Origin of the sequence: Enterococcus sp. AZ188, from assembly GCF_050544075.1 — a bacterium.
Taxonomy (GTDB): domain Bacteria; phylum Bacillota; class Bacilli; order Lactobacillales; family Enterococcaceae; genus Enterococcus_D; species Enterococcus_D entomosocium.
Genome location: NZ_CP172943.1, coordinates 205143 through 225130 on the forward strand (window position 1 = coordinate 205143; position 19988 = coordinate 225130).

Annotated in this window: 22 protein-coding genes; 21 read left to right on the forward strand and 1 reads right to left on the reverse strand. The window is 43.6% G+C overall.

Annotation, left to right across the window (positions count from 1 at the left end):
• Positions 1–7 precede the first annotated feature (7 nt).
• Positions 8–1501, forward strand: a complete 1494-nt coding sequence (locus IGI86_RS00955) for a helix-turn-helix domain-containing protein (RefSeq protein WP_223347152.1) — start codon at positions 8–10, stop codon at positions 1499–1501.
• 232 nt (positions 1502–1733) lie between these two features.
• Here the strand turns inward: IGI86_RS00955 and IGI86_RS00960 are convergent, their stop codons facing one another.
• Entirely contained in the window at positions 1734–2111 is a 378-nt protein-coding gene (locus tag IGI86_RS00960) for a DUF7006 family protein (protein WP_005232663.1), read from the reverse strand.
• A gap of 552 nt (positions 2112–2663) precedes the next feature.
• Between IGI86_RS00960 and IGI86_RS00965 the strand changes: the two genes are divergently transcribed.
• From IGI86_RS00965 to IGI86_RS01060, 20 genes are all read left to right on the forward strand, one after another.
• Complete coding sequence (locus IGI86_RS00965; protein ID WP_005232659.1) at positions 2664–4151, forward strand: phytoene desaturase family protein; 1488 nt, start codon at positions 2664–2666, stop codon at positions 4149–4151.
• Between the two features lie 11 nt (positions 4152–4162).
• Positions 4163–5269 (forward strand): glycosyltransferase, encoded by a 1107-nt coding sequence (locus IGI86_RS00970; protein WP_430617656.1) that lies wholly within the window; start codon positions 4163–4165, stop codon positions 5267–5269.
• Positions 5270–5281: 12 nt separating this feature from the next.
• Complete coding sequence (locus IGI86_RS00975) at positions 5282–5794, forward strand: glycosyl-4,4'-diaponeurosporenoate acyltransferase (protein ID WP_430617657.1); 513 nt, start codon at positions 5282–5284, stop codon at positions 5792–5794.
• Between the two features lie 295 nt (positions 5795–6089).
• A complete protein-coding gene (locus IGI86_RS00980) occupies positions 6090–7154 on the forward strand; it encodes a bifunctional transcriptional activator/DNA repair enzyme AdaA (protein ID WP_077453044.1) in 1065 nt (354 codons plus the stop codon).
• A 299-nt stretch (positions 7155–7453) separates the two neighbouring features.
• Entirely contained in the window at positions 7454–7882 is a 429-nt protein-coding gene (locus IGI86_RS00985; protein ID WP_005232643.1) for a MarR family winged helix-turn-helix transcriptional regulator, read from the forward strand.
• A gap of 10 nt (positions 7883–7892) precedes the next feature.
• Entirely contained in the window at positions 7893–8855 is a 963-nt protein-coding gene (locus tag IGI86_RS00990) for a ring-cleaving dioxygenase (RefSeq protein ID WP_430617658.1), read from the forward strand.
• A 13-nt stretch (positions 8856–8868) separates the two neighbouring features.
• Entirely contained in the window at positions 8869–9762 is an 894-nt protein-coding gene (locus IGI86_RS00995) for a VOC family protein (protein ID WP_077453040.1), read from the forward strand.
• Positions 9763–9779: 17 nt separating this feature from the next.
• Positions 9780–10388 carry a flavin reductase family protein gene (locus tag IGI86_RS01000; protein ID WP_430617659.1) on the forward strand — a complete coding sequence of 203 codons (609 nt, stop codon included), beginning with the start codon at positions 9780–9782 and terminating at the stop codon, positions 10386–10388.
• A gap of 13 nt (positions 10389–10401) precedes the next feature.
• Positions 10402–10998 carry an alpha/beta hydrolase gene (locus IGI86_RS01005; RefSeq protein WP_086316771.1) on the forward strand — a complete coding sequence of 199 codons (597 nt, stop codon included), beginning with the start codon at positions 10402–10404 and terminating at the stop codon, positions 10996–10998.
• 421 nt (positions 10999–11419) lie between these two features.
• Positions 11420–12364, forward strand: a complete 945-nt coding sequence (locus IGI86_RS01010) for a sugar phosphate isomerase/epimerase family protein (protein WP_061053596.1) — start codon at positions 11420–11422, stop codon at positions 12362–12364.
• 14 nt (positions 12365–12378) lie between these two features.
• Positions 12379–13752: a PTS transporter subunit EIIC gene (locus IGI86_RS01015; protein WP_016611538.1), complete on the forward strand. Its 1374-nt coding sequence runs from the start codon at positions 12379–12381 to the stop codon at positions 13750–13752.
• Between the two features lie 14 nt (positions 13753–13766).
• The gene (locus IGI86_RS01020; RefSeq protein ID WP_430617660.1) at positions 13767–14231 is read left to right on the forward strand and encodes a PTS sugar transporter subunit IIA; all 465 of its coding nucleotides are present in this window, start codon (positions 13767–13769) and stop codon (positions 14229–14231) included.
• A 27-nt stretch (positions 14232–14258) separates the two neighbouring features.
• Positions 14259–14921 (forward strand): ribulose-phosphate 3-epimerase, encoded by a 663-nt coding sequence (locus IGI86_RS01025; protein WP_101698764.1) that lies wholly within the window; start codon positions 14259–14261, stop codon positions 14919–14921.
• Positions 14918–15358, forward strand: coding sequence for a ribose 5-phosphate isomerase B (gene rpiB / locus IGI86_RS01030; RefSeq protein WP_016611535.1), 441 nt, complete (start codon positions 14918–14920; stop codon positions 15356–15358). Before IGI86_RS01025 ends, rpiB begins: the two co-directional genes overlap by 4 nt.
• A 159-nt stretch (positions 15359–15517) precedes the next feature.
• Entirely contained in the window at positions 15518–16270 is a 753-nt protein-coding gene (locus tag IGI86_RS01035; protein WP_430617937.1) for a DeoR/GlpR family DNA-binding transcription regulator, read from the forward strand.
• Between the two features lie 457 nt (positions 16271–16727).
• Entirely contained in the window at positions 16728–17159 is a 432-nt protein-coding gene (locus IGI86_RS01040; protein ID WP_008376461.1) for a PTS sugar transporter subunit IIA, read from the forward strand.
• 2 nt (positions 17160–17161) lie between these two features.
• Positions 17162–17437 carry a preprotein translocase subunit YajC gene (yajC, locus tag IGI86_RS01045; protein ID WP_008376459.1) on the forward strand — a complete coding sequence of 92 codons (276 nt, stop codon included), beginning with the start codon at positions 17162–17164 and terminating at the stop codon, positions 17435–17437.
• Between the two features lie 19 nt (positions 17438–17456).
• On the forward strand, positions 17457–17939 hold the full coding sequence (agaV, locus tag IGI86_RS01050) for a PTS N-acetylgalactosamine transporter subunit IIB (protein WP_430617661.1): 483 nt from the start codon (positions 17457–17459) through the stop codon (positions 17937–17939).
• Positions 17940–17965: 26 nt separating this feature from the next.
• Entirely contained in the window at positions 17966–18772 is an 807-nt protein-coding gene (locus IGI86_RS01055; protein WP_005226770.1) for a PTS mannose/fructose/sorbose/N-acetylgalactosamine transporter subunit IIC, read from the forward strand.
• Positions 18762–19790, forward strand: coding sequence for a PTS system mannose/fructose/sorbose family transporter subunit IID (locus IGI86_RS01060; protein WP_411415673.1), 1029 nt, complete (start codon positions 18762–18764; stop codon positions 19788–19790). Before IGI86_RS01055 ends, IGI86_RS01060 begins: the two co-directional genes overlap by 11 nt.
• Positions 19791–19988: the final 198 nt, after the last annotated feature.

Sequence of the window (19988 nt, forward strand, 5' to 3'; positions counted from 1 at the left end):
CTTATGTTTGAAAAATTTTCAATTGAGTTTTGTCACAAGCAAATCGACCGTCCGATGGCTGCAGATTCTAAGTGAATTTGAAAAAAATGAAATTTGCAGTGCCAGCCATTTGGCTGAAGTAACAAGTAGTACTACAAGGACGATTGGCAAAGACATCAGTCAGATTAATGATTATTTCTGTGGGTTGATCCTGATCACTTCCACCAATCAAGGCTATTCGTTTGAACTATTTGATTATTCACAGTATGAAAAGAAAAAAGCCTCGCTTTTAGCGAATGAACCGCTCTTTATTTTATTGGAAAATATTTTTATTGGAGAGTTAAAGACGATCGATGAGTGGGCGGACTGCTTGTTTTTATCCAAGAGTACCTTATCAAAATACTTGCAGCGCATTCATGAACAACTGGCACGTTTTGATCTCCAACTAGCACTAGATCCCCTGAATATCGTTGGACAAGAAGCAGATATCCGCAATTTCTTCTGTACCTTTTTCTATGAAACGGATAGCACACCCCATACTGTCTTTCCGCCAGCTGCGGTCCAACAGGCAGTAACGGAAATCGGCAGGATGTTTGACAAAAATAGTTATCACACTGTTTCGTTTTCACAATATACGTATCTACTCTATATTTCGCTTGAGCGATTTATGCAAGGCAAAACTGTGCAAATCAACGACGAATTGTACCACGCCTTGCGACACAGTATTCAGCTGATGCACTTTCAGCGAATCAATGGCATTATTGAAAAGTACTTTCAATGTCGATTGACGAACGATGAACTTATCTTTTTGTTTGTTAGTATTATCACAAAGAAAAAACTGCAAAATGTGATCGTCGAACAAAAGTTTTGTCTTTCTTATAATCATTGGACCGAGATTCGCACGTTGACCAACGAGTTTTATCAGATGTTGAATGTATCGTCGAAAAAGCCTAAAGAAGATCAGATTCTGATCGAATCCTTTTTTACTTCTGCCAAATTGAAGGAGTGCTTATCCACTTCGGCCAATCGTAATATTTATGATGTGAATGCGTTTATTAAGAAAACTTTTTCTAAGGAGTTTGCTGCTTACCGAGAGTTTTTAGAAAGTAGTTGCGAGTACCACACCCTTTATTCTGTGGAGTATCTGACGGATTTTTGTGCAAACTTAGTGATTTTTATTGAATCTGTTCGAGAACGTCATTGGTTTCCCCGAAAAAATATCGCCTTTATCTTTGAAGGAAATAACAATATCGTTCAGTACATTGAGGGCTGGTCCAACCGCTATTTTAGCCGATCCCATCAAGTCTTTTATCCTGATTCAGGGGAAGTCAATGCTCAGTATTTAGAACAAAATACCATTGATCTGCTAGTGACGAACTATGCCGAGCATGCGACCGAATTTCGAGATATCGTTGAATGTATCGTCTTCAAAACGATCCCTTCTTCTTCTGACTGGAATCGGCTGCTTGAACGGATCAATCCTAACGTCACCCGCCAATTTGCCCTAAAAGACCTCTTCTAGTTTCCCATTCTGTTTTGACCTAAAGAGTTGCTAGAAAGGGCCTTTTACATGAAAAGAAAGCACTTTTCCTTCACTGCTTAGACAGTGAGAAGGAAAGATGCTTTCTTTTTTAATGGCTTGACTCTCCGCAGCTGTGCAGGAGTGTGGGGAGGGGAAGTGGGGAGTGCATCAGGTACGGATGCAAGCCTTTGGAACCAGCGGTTTTCAATTCAATCGATCAATGTGGGCGAAATCATTGGGCTTCACTTAAGTAAATCAAACTCCAAGGCGCCTTTTGGTTTAGCTGAAGACCGGTCAATTCCCGATAGAAACAGGTTTTGTCTTTGACCGTCAGCTGAATGATCTCTTCTTCCGTATACTCGTTTAGAGAAGAAATTTTTAAAACATAAAGTTCTTTTAGTATTTGCAGCTGTGCGTCGATATCTAAGAGCAACGACATTTTTTCGAAAAAAGTACCCTCGTCTTGTTCATAGATCGCCAAGAATCGTTGGCGCAAAGAGAGATAAAAATTAAAGATTTTTGGGTGTGTATAAGAACAGGGAGAGTGGATAAATTCTACGTCAAAAAAGTTTACATATTCTTCGGCTGATTGGATCGTTTTTAAGTTCATATCAATACTCCTTATAAGTGTTAGGAAAAGGCGACAATACGTGTCATTATCAAAAAGAGTCACTGTTAAGCAATGTCTTACTGAGAAGGCCCTTTTGTTTTTTTAATGATTGGGGGAAGGACTTTCGCTACATTCAATGTACAGGATATTCCAAATTGGCTCAAACGCATTTTTTCGTAACCATACGAAGATTTGTTTTTCGCTGGTATTAACGTCAAAAATGTTCAACTATTCTGATAATTGTTGTTATAAAAAGAATATTTTCGGAATGGGCGAAATGACTGGGTTTCCTTTCTTTTCCAGCAGGTTGTTTTTTCATTCGCTGAAATCATGGTTGAGAAAAAACAGCATCAGTTGACCGGTAGGCTCATCCCCGTCATTTTTTCAAAGGTGTGATACTATAGAATTATCTAGAAAAACGATCCTTTGATTCAAGTTGCCAATGCCAAAATAGTGCGAAGACACGCAGTTGCAGTGAGACGCAACCGTCTGTTTCGGTGAAAAGAATTGGCTAAATAGGGACGTTTATTAAAGCAAACGAGGAGCAATTCAATGAATGAGAAAAAAACAGTTGTAGTGATCGGCGGCGGACTTGGTGGTCTATCAGCGGCGGTCTCATTAGCCCAAAATGGCTTTGATGTATCATTATATGAAAAAAATCACCATTTAGGTGGCAAATTGAACCGACTGGAAACAAACGGCTTCGGCTTTGACTTAGGTCCTTCGATTTTGACGATGCCGCAGATTTTTGAAAAATTATTTACTGGCAGCAATCGCGATATGGCGGATTATGTTGCGATTCGCCGATTGCCATTGGAATGGCGCTCCTTTTTCCCCGACGGCACCAAGATTGATCTCTATGGCGATCTTGCCCGCATGGCAAAGGAAAACCCCCACTTGTCGGAAAAAGACATGGCAGAGTACCAAAACTTTTTGGACTATGCGCAAAAGATTTATGATATCACGGAAAAAGGCTATTTCGAGAAAGGCTTAGATACCACGAAAGAAATCTTGAAGTATCACGGCGTGATCAAAGCGCTGAAAGGCTTTGATTATTTCTCTTCCATGCATGATGCCATTCAAAAACGTGTCAGCAATCCGCAGCTGCAAGACATGCTGAGCTATTTTATCAAGTATGTCGGCTCGTCTCCTTATGACGCCCCAGCCGTCTTGAACATGATGATCTACATGCAGCATGCCCAAGGTGTCTGGTACGTGCCAGGCGGGATGCATCGGTTAGCCGAAGGCATCGTTCGCTTAGCAAAAGAGATCGGTGTGACCTTCCATACGGGACATAAAGTGGAAAAATTGATCGTTGAACAAGAACAAATCCGTGCCGCTCGTTTGGATGATGGCACGTTGATCGAAGCCGACTATTTTGTTTCCAACATGGAAGTGATCCCGGCTTATGAAGAGCTGTTAGAAGAAGCGCCGACCTTTACTCAAAAACTGGAAGAAAAATTTGAACCAGCAAGTTCTGGTTTCGTCTTGCACTTAGGGGTCAAAACCTCCTATCCGCAACTGGCGCACCACAACTTTTTCTTTTCAAATGCCTCAAAAGAAAACTTTGATCAAAATTTCCATCAGCATCAGCTGCCGGAAGACCCAACGATCTATTTGGTCAATGCCAACAAAACCGATCCTTCGCAAACAGTGGCAGGGCATGAAAACATCAAAATCCTGCCTCATATCCCTTATTTGCAGGATAAATCCTTTACGGAAGCGGAATACGATGCCTTTCGTGAACGGATCTTGATCAAGCTGGAAAACATGGGCTTAACGGATCTACGCAAGCACATCGTGTATGAAGACCGCTGGACACCCGAAGACATCCAAAAGAATTATTTGTCACATCGCGGCGCCATCTACGGCACGGTCTCTAATCGCAAAAAAAATCATGGCTTTAAACACCCGAAACACAGCGAACGCTACGACAATCTATACTTCGTTGGCGGTACGGTCAATCCCGGTGCCGGCATGCCGATGGTGACCCTTAGTGGCCAGCAAGTCAGTGAGATGATCACCAAAAGAGAACACTAAGACAAGAAAGGATGATGACTGTGTACCTGCTGCTCGCTGGTATTTGCGCTGCTTGGCTGGCAGGCTGGCTGATTTTTTTCCGCCTGCCGACGATACCCACCCGCAAGGAGACAGCCGCATCCAAAGACTTGAAGGAGAGGGCAGAATTGTCGATCATCCTCCCCGCCCGCAATGAAGCAGAAAATTTGCCGCAATTGTTGGCATCCTTGCAGCAGCAAACCCTTTATCCTGTGGAGATTTTGGTGGTTGATGACGGATCGGAAGACGAGACGATCGCCTGTGCCAAGTGCTTCGGTGCGACGGTCTTGAAAACCGCTGCTGATTCTGCTGGGAAAGCGGCGGCTTGCTGGTTAGGCGCCTCACAAGCGGTGGGCAAGTATCTATTATTTTTGGATGCCGATACCTTCTTTCTAGCAGAAGATGGCTTAGAGCGCCTTTTCGCTGCGTATGAGGAGCGATCGGGACAAGGCCTGCTCTCGGTGCAGCCCTATCATCAAACGAAGCGCCTGTATGAACAACTATCTGCCGTCTTTAATGTCATCTTACCTGTCGGGTTGAACCGCTTTTCTATCGTAGGCGAAAAACTCTCAGCCGGCGGCGCCTTTGGTCCGTGTATCTTGTGCAGCAAAACAGCGTACCTTCAAGCCAATGGGCATCAGGACATGCCGCAAGGAATCTTAGATGATCTAGCATTAGCGAGACGCTTTAAGAAAAAACGCTTGCCGATCGCCTTGTATGGTGGAAAAGACCTGTTGGCCTTTCGGATGTATCCAGCTGGTGTTCGTCAACTTGTTCAAGGCTGGACGAAGGACTTTGCCACTGCTTCGCAATTCACTCACCCTTTGATTATGGCAGGTGTCATCTTGTGGATCAGCGGCGGCATTGAGGTACTGGCGGCACCGTTTCTGATGGAACCACTGTGGCTAGGCCTACTTTTTTATGCTGCTTATTTTGGACAAACCGTGTGCTTTGCCCGCCGTGTCGGCAACTTCAACCGAATCCTGCTGCTTTTTTTCCCGTGTTACTTTCTTTTTTTCCTAGGCTTATTTGGTTGGTCATGGATCCAAACCCATTTGTTGAAATCCGTGACCTGGAAAGGACGAAAAATCAATTTATAGGAGGCGATGCACATGCCGCTGATCACCTTATCTCCACTGCTCTTGCTCATTACAGACAGCTTGGCTTGGCTGCTGTTTCATCTAGGCATCTCCTTTGGCTTGCGCAAAGTCAGTGATGCTTTTTTTGAACGTCATGCCAACTGGTTCCGTTCTTTTGCCTTTGAAAAAGGCGGCAGAATCTGGGCGGAGGTATTTCGTATTCGTCAGTGGAAAGACAAATTGCCCGACGGCACTGTGATTGCCAAAAAAGGCTTTGACAAATCTCGCTTGGCTCAGCAACAAAAGGACTATCTGGAAAAATTCGTCATCGAGACACGCCGAGCAGAGCTGACCCATTGGCTACTGATGGTTCTAGCACCGTTCTTTTTCCTCTGGAATCCTGCGTGGGCGGGCTGGGTGATGATCGTCTATGCGTTATTGGCCAACTGCCCATTCATCATGATCCAACGCTACAATCGTCCCCGTTTGGAGCGAGTCTTGCGGAAAAAAAGTGCCCTGCAAGTCAAGCAGAAGGCGACGGTCTAGGTTCCTGTAGGTGCCGCTTTAAGATTCGCCGAAAAATAGGCAAACGGGAAATCAAAAGGATCGGAGGATAACTGCCTTCGATCCTTTTTAAAAAATTGGTGTTAATTTTTATGGGATGTGCCAAGACCATTCTTTGTACACTAAGGTCATTCAGAAGAAAGGGTGATCGTATGTCATCAGAAGGATGTGGGCAAATTTTCGAACTGCCAATGCAGGCTGTTGCAATGGTTGGTCATATGTTTGTACAAGCACAAAGTATTTTTGTAAGTGTAGAAAAGAAGGAGGGATGCGCAAGATGATTGAAGATAGCCGACAACGGGACCACTATTACGACATGCTGATTGAAAAAAATTCCCAATATGAAGGGATTTTTTACGTTGGGGTAAAAACCACCGGCGTCTTTTGCCGTCCTACCTGTCCAGCGAAAAAACCGCTCAAGAAAAACTGCGAGTTTTTTCAGACGGCACAAGAAGCGCTGCTGGCGGCGTATCGTCCCTGCAAACGATGTCGCCCGCTCAGCTCACCTAGCCACTTATCCCCTGACGTGAAAAGCCTGGTGGAAGCGGTGGAGAGCAACCCGGAGAAAAAGTGGACCGACAAAGATTTTGAAGCGCTAGCGATCCATCCCAATACTGCGCGACGACAATTTAAAAAATATTTTGGCATGACCTTTATCGAATATTCCCGTGCACGCCGTTTAGGGTTAGCGTTTAAGCAGATTCGTGAAGGAGAACCGCTGATCCAAGCACAATTAGAAGCCGGCTTCGATTCTGGCAACGGCTTTCGAGATGCGTTTTCCCGGATTATGGGGGAATTGCCTTCCAACAGCCGCGAAAAAACGATTCTTTCTTCTGCTTGGCTTGAGACCAAGCTAGGGTCGATGTTGGCGATCAGCGACCAGCAGCAGCTTTACTTGTTAGAATTCGTGGATCGCAGAGGGCTAGAAACGGAGATTGCTGTTTTGAGAAGCCGCTTGAATGCAGTGATCATTCCGCAGCAAACAGCAATCATTCAGCAACTCAAACAAGAACTGACGGAATATTTTGCAGGGAATCGAACTGTCTTCACGGTACCCATCGCATTGATCGGCTCTGATTTTCAAAAAGCCGTCTGGCAGCAGCTGTTGGCGATGAAGATTGGAGAAACATACTCCTACAAACAATTGGCACAGCGAATCGGCAATGAAAAAGCCACCCGAGCTGTTGCCAATGCCAACGGAAAAAATCAATTGGCGTTGATCGTTCCATGCCACCGCGTCATCAATAGCGATGGCAGCATCGGCGGCTATGGCGGCGGTGTCGAACGCAAAAAGTGGTTGCTGGCTTTGGAAAAGCAGGTCCAGCCGACTGTAAAGATTTGAAAAAGAGATAACTATGCGTGGGAATCAGCGCTTCATCGATCAGTACATGGAATGGATCGAATCCTCTTCAGTAAAATATATATTTAGCGGAACTCATGGAACCTTTCATGAGTTTCGTTTTTTATTAGATTTGAAGGGGACATAGAGAAAAGGTGAGACCTTCGTTAGTGTCTAACCGTTCTTAACCTCTATAAAAATAAGCATTGAATGATTTTCTTAAACAACCAAAGCATATCTTTTTACAACTTACAAAAAGTAAGTTATGATTATCTCGAATTCGAAATAAAGAGGTGAGGAAAATGGCGCATCAAGAAGAAGCGCTCAAAGCGTACATCGGTTTGCTGCGTACGGCGAGTCGTTTGGAACAAGTGGCAAAAAAAGATGTTCGTTGTTATGGCTTAAATATCACAGAGTTTTCTGTACTGGAATTGCTTTACCATAAAGGCACCCATACGACGCAAGCCATCAAGGAAAAAATTTTGATCGCCAGCAGCTCGACAACCTATGTAGTCGATCAATTAGTCAAAAAAGGTTGCGTGCGCCGGGAACCTAGCCAAGAAGATCAACGGGTAACTTACGTCAGGATTACGGAAGCAGGCAGGGCATTGATGGAGAAAATTTTTCCCAGTCATGCACAAAAGATTGCGGCGAGTTTTTCCGAACTCAGCAGTGAAGAATTGCAACAATTAAAAACAATTTTACGAAAAATAACTTACGATCAGAAATGAGGAAAAGAAAATGAGAAAACAAGATCAATTATTAGGGGTACACCATGTGACGGCCATGACAAGTGATGTGGAACGGAATTACCATTTCTTTACAGATGTGTTAGGGATACGTTTAGTGAAAAAAACCGTCAATCAAGATGACATTTATACGTACCATACCTACTTTGCGGATGATTTAGGGTCACCGGGAACGACCATGACGTTCTTTGATTTTCCCAATACCGCTCGCGGCAGCAAAGGAACCAACTCGATCACCCGCACCAGTTTCCGAGTACCCAGTGATGCTGCCCTTGATTATTATGCCGCACGCTTTGATGAATTTGAGGTAAAACACGAAGCAATCACCACTGAATTTGGGAAAAAAGTGATGCGTTTTTGGGATTTTGATACGCAAGCCTATCAATTGATCTCTGATGAACACAATACTGGCGTGAAAGCTGGTACTCCTTGGAAAAAAGGACCGGTTCCTACTGAATTTGCAATTTATGGCTTAGGTCCTGTCGAAATGTCTGTTTCTTACTTGGCAGATTTCAAAGGGCTGCTGGAATCCGTTTTTGATTTCAAAACCATTGATCAAGTAGATAATCGCTATTTGCTAGAAGTTGGTGAAGGCGGCAATGGCGCTCAAGTCGTTTTAGTGGAAGATACCACGAGCCCGCAAGCGCAACAAGGCGATGGCGAAGTGCATCATGTCGCTTTTCGCTTAGCTCACCACGACTCATTAGCAGTTTGGCAAGAAATCTTTGATAACTTGGGATTGGCCAACTCCGGCTATGTGGATCGCTACTATTTTGAATCCTTGTATGTGCGCATCGGCCATATTCTTTTTGAACTAGCAACAGATGAACCAGGGTTCATGGGGGATGAGCCATACGAAACATTGGGTGAGTCCTTATCATTGGCACCATTTTTAGAAAATCGCCGTGAATACATCGAAGGAGTCATCAAACCCTTCAATACAAAACGCGCCTAAGGAGGCACACAGTATGCAACCCATTCAACAGATCCACCATATTTCAGCCATCGTAGGCGATCCGCAAACGAACGTTGCCTTTTACCGCGACGTGTTGGGGTTGCGCCTCGTCAAACAAACCGTCAATTTTGATGATCCGTACACGTATCATCTTTATTACAGCAATCAAGCATTAGAAAATGGGACCATCATCACCTTCTTCCCCTGGGCAAATGCCCATCCTGGGCGAGTAGGAAGCGGACAAGTCGGCACGATCGCGTTTCGTATTCCTAAAGGCAGCAGTGCCTATTGGCAAGAACATCTGGCGAAACATCAAGTAACTGTCCAAGAAAGTACATTGTTTGATCGGCCAACTTTAGAACTTCATGATCAGCATGACCTGTCTTTGGCGTTAGTCGAAGCCGAAGAGTCGGTAGAAACACCAGCGATTTTAGGCTTTCATGGGGCCGTCTTGCTTTCGGCACAACCAAAAGCGACCATTCAAACGTTGGCAGATGATCTAGGTCTGGACATTTTTAACAAAACAGAGAAAAGCACGCATCTCCATACCGCAGGTACCCTCGCTCATGAGATCGTCGTGCCCCATGCAGCAATGCCAGCAGGGCGCTGGGGTGTCGGCACCGTCCATCACATCGCGTGGTCCGTGCCAACGGAAGCAGTGCAAAAAGAGTGGCAAGAATACTTGTACGATCAAAGATACGGAGTCACTGAAATCAAAGACCGCAACTATTTCAAAGCCGTCTATTTCCAAGAAAGGGGCAACATCGTCTTTGAGATCGCAACAGAAACCCCGGGCTTTTTCGTTGATGAACCGTTGGAAACGTTAGGACAGCAGTTGATGCTGCCAGCCCAATTTGAAAGCCGTCGTGCAGAGATCGAGGATCGCTTGCCAGACTTATCGGTTTAGAAAAAAGGAGACGTTGTATGCACTATTTAGATCCCAAGAATTTGACCCAACGAGAAAATTATAAACTACTGATCGGCTCCATCATTCCACGGCCAGTGGCAGTGGTCAGTACGCAATCAGCCGATGGTATCGTCAACATCGCCCCATTCAGTTTTTTTAACATCGTCAGCTCAGAACCCGTGATCCTCTCGTTGGCTATCCAGCGTAAAGAGGGGGAACTGAAAGACACCGCCCGCAATCTGTTGGCGACAAAAGAAGCCGTCGTGCATATTTTGGATCAAACAAATATCCAAGAGGCCAATAAAACCGCGGCATTATTGCCCGCAGACCAAAGCGAGTTGACGGTTTCTGGATTTACCACAACGACATCGAAAACAATTGTCGTTCCTGGCTTGAAAGAAGCCAATGTACGCTTAGAAACGATTCTGCATCAACACGTACCCATCAAAAAAGACCAGCAGACCACTGCCGATCTCTTATTGTTGGAAGTCGTCGGCTACCAGATTGCAGAGGATGTCTATCAAGATGGCAAGATCGATCCCCGTGCCTTACAAGCAGTCAGCCGGCTAGCGGGAAATTCTTACGCAACGATTGGGGAGATTTTCGATATCAAACGACCAAGTTAAAGGAGGAACTTCGATGAAAGCAATCTATCAACAAGGAGCAGCTGACGCACCAGTTTTGGTGCTGCTCCACGGCACCGGTGGCGACGAACAGTCGCTGCTAGAAGTAGGCAAAGCCCTTGATCCCCAAGCGTCACTATTAGGTATTCGCGGCAATGTCTTAGAAAACGGCATGCCCCGTTACTTCAAACGCCTAGCTGAAGGGGTGTATGATGAAGCCGACTTAGCACTTCGCGGCGACGAATTAGCCGATTTTATTCGGCAAGCCGCCAAAGAATACAACTTTTCGTTAGCGCAAGTGGTACTGGTGGGTTATTCCAATGGCGCCAACATTGCCATTCGCTTATTACTAAATGATAGTGACCACTTCAAAAAAGCGATCCTCTACCACGCCATGTATCCAGTCGAGAATGTACCGACGAATTCCTTGCCTGACACTCATGTGTTTATGAGTTTTGGCAGAAACGACCCGATCGTTTCCCTAGCTGACAGTGCTTACGTCCAAGAGATCTTTACCTCGCGGGGCGCAGTCCTTTCAACCGTTTGGACCCCAAGTCATCAGTTAACGTATGAAGAAGTTGAACACTCGCGCACGTGGTTGACCAAACAATAAAGCAGTGCCTATTTCCTAATCAAACAGCGATCCTGCTGGTTGGTTAGGTTTTTTTGTTTCACGTGAAAACAATTCGAAGGAGTGAAAGGAGATATATCACTAGGGACGCCTAGTTCAATAGCAGCCCACTAAGGATTTGCCAAATGATCCTTTTTCTGAAACAAATAGAGTCAAATCAGCATAATCAGTGAATCAAGACAACTTTTTTAAAATGATCCATAAAAAATCAATTTATTTCAAATAGTTCCAAAATGAAGTTTTAACAAAATAAATGCTTATAAATCAATTTTTTGAAGTATTTCTTCTAATAGAAACAATGCTTCTTTATGAATTAATTTGAAATAATATGAAATAAAATGGTTGTTAATGGAAAAATTTTGTGCTATTCTGAGTCTATAATAAATGGCTAAGGAGAATGAAGATGAAATTAGCAACGAGAATCAATTCATTTTTATCAATTTACGAAAATGATTTAGACAATGTATTTGGCGCATTCAAAGAATTGGGGCTTGATTACGTAGATTTAAATTATCCGGAGCACGTCGGTGGGACGACTGCCTCTGAAATGAAAGAGAGATTGGGACAAGCTGATTTGAAATTGAATGGTGTTGCATTGCGATTCAGAGAAGAGTTTATCAACGGTGAATTAGGCAATGCTGACCCACAGGTTGCGCAGCATGCCTTGACATTATGCAAAGAAGCTGCTGATTATTGTCGTGCAGCAGGTGGAGAAGTCGTAACCATTTGGCTCGGTTTTGATGGCTTTGACTATAGTTTTCAAATCAATTACCAAAAGGTTTGGAATCAGATTCGGGATGCTTTTATTGAAATTGCTGACTACGCACCAGATTTGAAAATCAGTATCGAGTATAAACCATTTCAACCAAGAGCCTATGCGTTCATTGATAGTATGGGTGTCACTGGAATGATGCTTAATGAGATCAACCGCAAAAATGTAGGTGTGACCCTTGATTATTGCCACATGCTAATGAAACACGAAAACCCTGCTTTTGCTGCGGATCTGTTTGCTGGAAAAGGGTTATTATACGGGGTGCATCTGAATGATGGGTATGGGTTAAACGACGATGGATTGATGATCGGTTCAGCAACACCCTTCAAAACATTAGAATTCTTGTATTATGTCAAAAAGCATAACTATGACGGTGTGATTTATTTTGATACGTTCCCTGTAATTGAACATGCCTCAAAAGAGTGCGAACAAAACATGAAAATGATCAAACAAATGGATCAAATGATCGATAACGTAGGCTTGGCTGCGATTCAAGCTGTGATCGATCAAAACGATGCAGTCGCAGCCAATCAGTTGCTGCTTGAATTTTTGTCACCAACAAATCAATCAAAATAAAAGGAGTGGGGAAGATGGATTACAAAGTGATGGCAAAAAATATTTTAGAAAAAATAGGCGGAGCGGATAATGTTCGCAATATGACACATTGTGCCACCCGGTTGCGTCTAACGTTACATGACACCGCAAAAGCGGATGATCAAGCCGTCGAGAATATCGACGGAGTGATCAATGTCATTAATAAGGCGGGCCAATACCAGCTTTTGATTGGGACAGAAGTCGGGAAGCTCTACGATGAGTTTGAGCCGTTAGTTAAAGGTAACGAAAGTGCTGGTAGCCCTACCACAGAAGAACAAGCTTCTGGCAGTATTATCAGCAATGTTTTTTCTGCCGTATCTGCTATTTTTGCGCCACTACTACCAGTTTTGGCGGGCTCAGGTATTTTAAGAGGACTACTGATTTTGTTTGTTCAGCTCGGGTTGATCAGTGAAGACAGCGGCACTTATTCGATTTTATTTGTTGCTTCTATGAGTGTATTTTATTTCTTGCCCGTATTGTTAGCGTTTACTTCAGCGCGGCGGTTTGGTGCCAGTCCGTATATCTCTGCATTGATCGGGGCTGCGTTAATCAATCCTGATTTTATTGCATTGATGGGAGGAGCAGGCAACGGTGCAACGACGGAGTTCTTTGGGATTCCAGTCGTTTTGATGAACTACAATTCGACTGTCGTACCAATCATCCTTTCGATTTGGGCTTTTTCATATCTCTACAAATTCTTAGACAAACACATACCGGAGACTTTAAAATTGGTGGTCGTTCCTTTAGTCTCACTAGCGATTATGGTTCCATTGACAGTGATCGTTATTGGACCAATCGGGGTCTATAGTGGCGAAGCAGTCGCTAATGTGGTGAATTGGTTGATCGAGCGTAGTAGTGTGCTAACTGGAATCTTAGTTGGTGGTGGTTGGAGTGTTCTCGTAAGTTTGGGCATTCACTGGGCAGTCAATCCAATCATGATTAATAACGTTTCAACCTATGGCTTTGATTACATCGTTCCTTTTACTTTTGCATGTAACTTCGCCGTGATAGGTACAACGATTGGCGTTTACTTTAAAGCGAAAGATAAAAAACTGCGAAGCTTTGCTTTAACTGGCTTAGTCACGATCGCATTATCAGCGATTATCGAAGCTACTTTGTTCGGCTTACTTGTAAAAAATAAAAAACTTTTCTTAGCGCAAATTATTGGTGGTGCTGTGGGTGGTGCCTATTTAGGGTTGATGCAAGTTGTAACGAATGCCTTTGTCTTTGGTAGTGTCACCACTTTTCCCGCCTTTGTAGGCTCAACTTCCTCGAATTTCATACAAGCGATGATCGGCTTACTGATTTCAATGGTGGTTTCAGCAGTCTTAGCATTTGTATTTACCAATCGAGACGAGACATTGGCGTAGAAAGCAGGGGGAATATGGGGTTATTTAAGAAGAAAAATGTTATTTATGCACCAGCTAATGGCGTGGTGAAAAGTATTGAACAAGTGAAGGACGAGATGTTTTCAACCAAACTATTAGGCGAAGGGTTTGCTGTGGTACCAACAGATGATCTTGTTACAGCACCGATTGAAGGAACAGTGGTCTCTGTGTTTCCTACAAAACATGCGATTTCGTTAAAAGCCAAAAATGGCTTAGAAGTTCTAGTCCATATTGGGATCGATACTGTGGAGCTAAATGGCGCAGGGTTCGATACCAGAGTTTCTGAAGGTGACAAAGTTACTGCCGAGAGTGTGCTGGCAAACGTTGATTTTCCGTTTCTGGCATCACAGGGCAAAGAAACGGATGTAATCGTTGTTTTCACTAATTCCGCACAGCAAACCTTAGTGATTACAGAGAAGCAAGGGCGTTGTGGACAAGCGATTGGCGTTATTAATGAGTGAGAGCATTTGCTGACAGGAGGTAGTGTTTTGAAGAAAAAAATCTTGTGTCCATCTATGATGTGTGCTGATTTTTCAATGCTAAAGGACGAGGTTGCCGCTTTACAAGCGGCGAAAATCGATATTTTTCATCTTGATGTTATGGACGGACGATTTGTTCCAAATTTTGGTATGGGACTTCAAGATATCGAAGCTATTTGCAAATGGTCAGAAACCTTAGTTGATGTCCACTTGATGATTGAAGATCCGGGAGCGTATGTAGAGAAATTTGCGGATATAGGTGTAGATATCATTTATTTTCATCCGGAAGCAGATCGCCATCCTACAAGAACTATCAACAAAATTAAGCAAAAGGGAAAACAAGCCGGAATCGCCATCAATCCTGGAACAAGTGTTGCAATGATTGAAGAACTGCTGCCATTGATCGATTACGTGATGGTAATGACTGTTGATCCCGGTTTTTCAGGTCAAGCGTATTTGACACATGTGGAAGGAAAAATAAAGCAGCTTGCTGCAGTTAAGGAACGTTATTTCTACCAATTAATGGCAGATGGAGCGATTTCGCCTGCCGTAATGACTCGCTTAAGCGCCTTAGGTGTTGATGGGTTTGTTTTAGGGACCTCCGCTCTTTTTGGAAAAGAAGAATCGTATCAAGAACTGATCTCAATATATAAAGAGGAGGATCAAGCATGAAACTAGCAATCGGTTGTGATCATGTTGGGTTTGAATTAAAAACTGATATCATCACCTATTTGGAGTCGTTAGGGCACACGGTACAGGATTTTGGGACAGAAAGTGATAAACGCGTTGACTATCCCAATTATGCGGCGACTGTTGCAGAAGCGGTGGTAACCCAAAAGTGTGATTTGGGAATCTTGATTTGTGGCACAGGCGTTGGTATCTCAATTGCTGCCAACAAAATCAAGGGCATCCGAGCCGTGGTGTGCAGCGAACCCTATAGTGCTAAGCTCTCAAAAGAGCATAACAATACCAACGTATTGGCGTTTGGTTCGCGCGTCGTGGGCGTCGAACTAGCGAAAATGATTACTAAGGAATGGCTGGCTGCTGAGTTTGAAGGTGGTCGTCACCAAAAACGGGTAGCAATGATTGGTCAGTTAGAAGTAGAATGATCAAAGGTTAGAGGATTCGCTAATGCGAATCCTCGTCTTTTTTTGTTAACGAGAAATTTATCCCATAATCTAGATCAAATTGACGAACAATGAAAGTCCTTGCTCATACCGAGAGAAAAAGTATGGTATAATTTGAAAAAAAGTGAAGTTGACCAATTAATGGAGGTTGCTATGATTCCATATGAAAGACAAGAAAAAATTTTAGAAGCTTTGGCTCAAGATGAACTGTTAAAAATAGAGCAATTGCAAAGCATTTTGCCTACTGTTTCTATCTCAACATTGAGGCGGGATTTAAAAGAATTAGAAAAATCAGGAAGAGTTGAATTGTTGGCTGGTGGCGCAGTGAAGATTTGTTCAACGGCTTCCGAAATGCCGATTGCAGCTAAAGCTGCTTTGTATTCCCAAGAGAAAGAAGCGATCGCTACTTTGGCTGCTGAGTTGGTTCACGATGGTGATGTGATCTACCTAGATTCTGGTTCGACTTGTACAGCGTTACTGCATAAAATCATTAATAAAAAAATCACGATTATTACTACCAATACGAGTGTCTTTACAATTCAACAAGAAATTCCTGCCGAGATTTTACTTCTTGGTGGCCGATACAATCCCGTTATTTCATCCTTGAATGGTCCATTGACGGATGCAAATTTACAAACGTTTAACTTTCAAACGGCTTTTTTAGGTGCTAATGGTATTGATGCTGAAAAAGGTGTAAGCACGCCCAACTTGGTAGAGGCGAACAAAAAGCGTGAAATTCTAAATAATGCCAAAACCGCCTATTTATTGTGTGACAGTTCGAAATATGGACAAGTCGCTGCGGTAAAAGCTTTTAGTACAGAAGACGTTGTCATTATTTCTGATGCTTATAACGATAAGATTGGAGAACTGACGCAAATCATCTATCCGAACTAAAAACAGGATGGCATCTGAGTGGTATTGGCAATGTTGGAAATACAATTTAATAAAACGCATAATGGAAAATGAGTTTGGTGATGATCAAAACCAGTTAGGGATTATACCTAGCTGGTTTTTTTAGTAAGGAAGCAAATTTGTTGATAGTTCCTTTATTTAACAACGTTGATTGTTGTATCGGTGAATAGTGAGTGACTTGTGGTTCTTTAGATACCAGAAATCGAAAACGAATGTGTTTATTTGTTTAAAATAACGTTATACAAATTCTGTTGATGGATTTCAATACTTTTTTCAGTTAGCTTTTTTGTTGATAATTATTGTTTTGGCGCTCTTTTGCGTATTTAAAGATAACAAAGATATTTTCATATAAAAACAAAAATTTTATTGACAGACAAAATGAAAGCGTTTATATTGGATATGTGGTTACTACCAGTTGAGAGTAAGGGGAGGACATAAGATGCTTGGTTTGGTTTTAACAGGTCATGGAGGATTTGCGCAAGGGATGGAAAATGCGCTTGCGATGATTGCAGGGCCGCAAGAACAGTTTCTAGCAGTGTCGTTTTTAGAGGAAAATCCGTTAGCTGACTTTGAAAAAGAGTTGCAAGGAGCAATCGATCAATTAAAGGAAACCTGTGATGGGGTCGTGATTTGTGCAGACCTTGTAGGCGGGACCCCTTTTAATGTTGCGATGACCGCTGCCAATGAGGACCCGCAAGTCGAGGTCATCGGCGGCATCAATCTACTGCTGCTAGTGGAAGGTTCGTTGACTAGATATACGGCAACTGATCCAGAGCGTTTTTGTCAAGAACTGGCAGAGATTGGCAAGAGCGGTATTTTTCACGGAAAGATCAAAGGCCATGAGGAAACCAATGAGGAAGAAGGGATTTAACGATGTGGGAAATGATCTTAGCAGCCTCAATCGTGGTGCTTGTTTTTCTCTTTCTCTTTTTGGCGGTCTCATCTTTCTTGAATGGGAAACATCTGAAAAAGCAAAAAGGCTATTTCGCTGAATTGCAGCAGTCCTTGAAAAAGGGGCAGAAAATCAAATTATACGGCGGCATTATTGGGGAGATTCAAGCACTTGGGAAAGAGACGGTCGATCTAAGGGTGAAATCGGGAACGGTGATCGAAGTAGAACGCAGTGCGGTTGCAGAAATCATGCAGTAAATAGAAGGAGGACATATTTATGGGAGAACCAAATATTTTGTTGATGCGAATCGACAATCGGTTGATTCATGGGCAAGTTGCCACCCAATGGAACGGTACGTTGGGGGCAAATCTAATTTTAGTGGCAAATGATAAGGTCGCCAAAGACAAAGTCAGACAAGGGTTGATGGATATGGCGGCGCCAGCTGGCGTCCAAACGAGGTATTTCTCGATTCAAAAAACCATCGAGATCATTCATAAAGCATCGCCAAAACAAAAAATTTTCATGGTGGTTGAAAATCCTCAAGATGCGTTGAAATTAGCTGAAGGTGGGGTGCCAATCAAGAAACTCAACATTGGGAATATGCATATGTCAGAAGGGAAAAGACAGGTTGCTACGACAGTTGCCGTCGATGAAGCAGATGTCGATGCTTTTAAAAAACTGAAGGAAATGGGGGTGCAATTAGTGATTCAGCGGGTTCCAACGACACCTGTTGAAGATGAAAAGAAATTATTTCAGTGATGCAGAGATAAGGAAGGAGAAAGAAAATGGATTACACGATTTTTCAAATCATTTTAGTCTTCATAGTTACATTCATTGCCGCAATCGATCAATTTAGTTTTTTAGAATCATTGTACCAGCCCATTGTTACCGGGATGGTTATCGGACTTATTCTTGGAGATCTTCAAACCGGCTTGATCGTTGGCGGAACCTATCAGTTAATGACGATCGGCAATATGCCGGTGGGCGGCGCGCAACCGCCAAATGCGGTGATTGGCGGAATTATGGCAGCAATCTTAGCGATCACGCTGCAGCTGGAACCGACAGTGGCCGTCGCTACGGCGATTCCGTTTTCTTTGCTGGGGCAATATGGGGTGACGATTATCTTCTCACTAATGTCACCAGTGATGTCAAAAGCCGACAGCTACGCCCATGATGCTAATACGAAGGGCATTGATCGAATCAATTATTTAGCGATGGCGGGTCTTGGAACGATCTTTGGCTTGATCGTGGTCTTATTCTTTATCGGCGGTGCTGCCTTCGGGAATCAGGCGGTCGCAGCGATCCCTCAATGGTTGATGGGTGGGCTTGGCGCAGCTGGGGGCATGATGCGGTATGTCGGTTTTGCGATTTTACTAAAAGTGATGGTTTCCAAAGAAATGTGGGGTTTCTTCTTTATGGGGTTTGGTTTAGCCACGATCGTAATGGCGGCACCTTCCTTGCAAGGACCAGCCTTGATCATTCTAGCCTTTATCGGTTTTGCATTAGCCTTTTGGGATTATCAAATCCAGTCCAAATTTAAAGTAGCAGCAGCCAATACCTATGATTTCGGAGGCGACGAAGATGGCATATAATATTCCCGATTCTTATAGCGAACAAGCGCCCGCAGAACAACTGGATAAAAAGACCTTGAACAATATGGTCTGGCGTTCCTTATTTCTACAAGCCTCTTTCAACTATGAGCGAATGCAGGCAGGAGGCTGGTTATTCAGTATTTTACCGGGATTGAAAAAGATCCATAAAAATGAAAAGGACTTGGCTGCTTCAATGAGCCATAACCTAGAGTTTTTCAATACCCATCCATTCCTCGTGAACTTTGTGATGGGGATCATTCTATCGATGGAACAAAACAAAGCCGACATTCCCATGATTCGGGCAGTGCGAGTCGCCGCGATGGGACCGCTAGGCGGGATCGGTGACGCGTTATTCTGGTTCACTCTGGTACCAATCACGGCGGGTATCACAGCCAATATGGCGATCAGCGGCAATATCGCTGCACCGTTTATATTCTTACTGGTATTCAATGCGGCCCAATTTGGTTTGCGGTACTTCTTGATGCACTGGTCCTATCGTTTAGGGACAGATGCCATTGGGATCTTAACGGAAAATGCCAAAGAGTTTACCCGAGCAGCGAGTATTTTAGGAATTTTTGTTGTCGGTTCCTTGACCTGCGTGTATGGGGCGACGTCTTTGGATATTCAGATCCCTAACGGCACTACCAATGAAGTGACACAAGCTACGACGATCGTGGATGATCAAGCAGCCATTGCCGCTTATGGAGATATGCTGTATACCACGGATGAGAATGGTCAATTGACCGACACATTGCAAGAAAATGCGGCGGTCAACGAACTGGCTAACGGCAAATATGAATTGACGTTTAACAAAGTTAACGAAGTGCCCGTGACGATCGATATTCAAAAAATCCTCGATGGGATCTTGCCGCAAGTGATTCCATTGACTATCACACTGATGCTGTATTTCTTCTTATCAAAACGCGGCTGGACGCCGTTGAAATGTATCGCTTTGCTGCTAGTGATCGGCTTGATCGGTTCTGGCTTTGGTCTGTATCCATCCATTTGGCCGCAATAAGCAAGCTAGCAGAAGAAACGGCGCAACACGCAGGAGGAGTTTTGCTAAGCAAGCAACAGCTGACTTTTCAGCTTAGCTCGTGCTGGACATTGGTTCATTTTCCTGCGTGAAAAGACGCAAATTCAGGAAACAGAGCCCCTGTAGACGATTGTTTGACACGCCTATCGGGAAATAGTACACTCGTTATGTGGTAGTAAC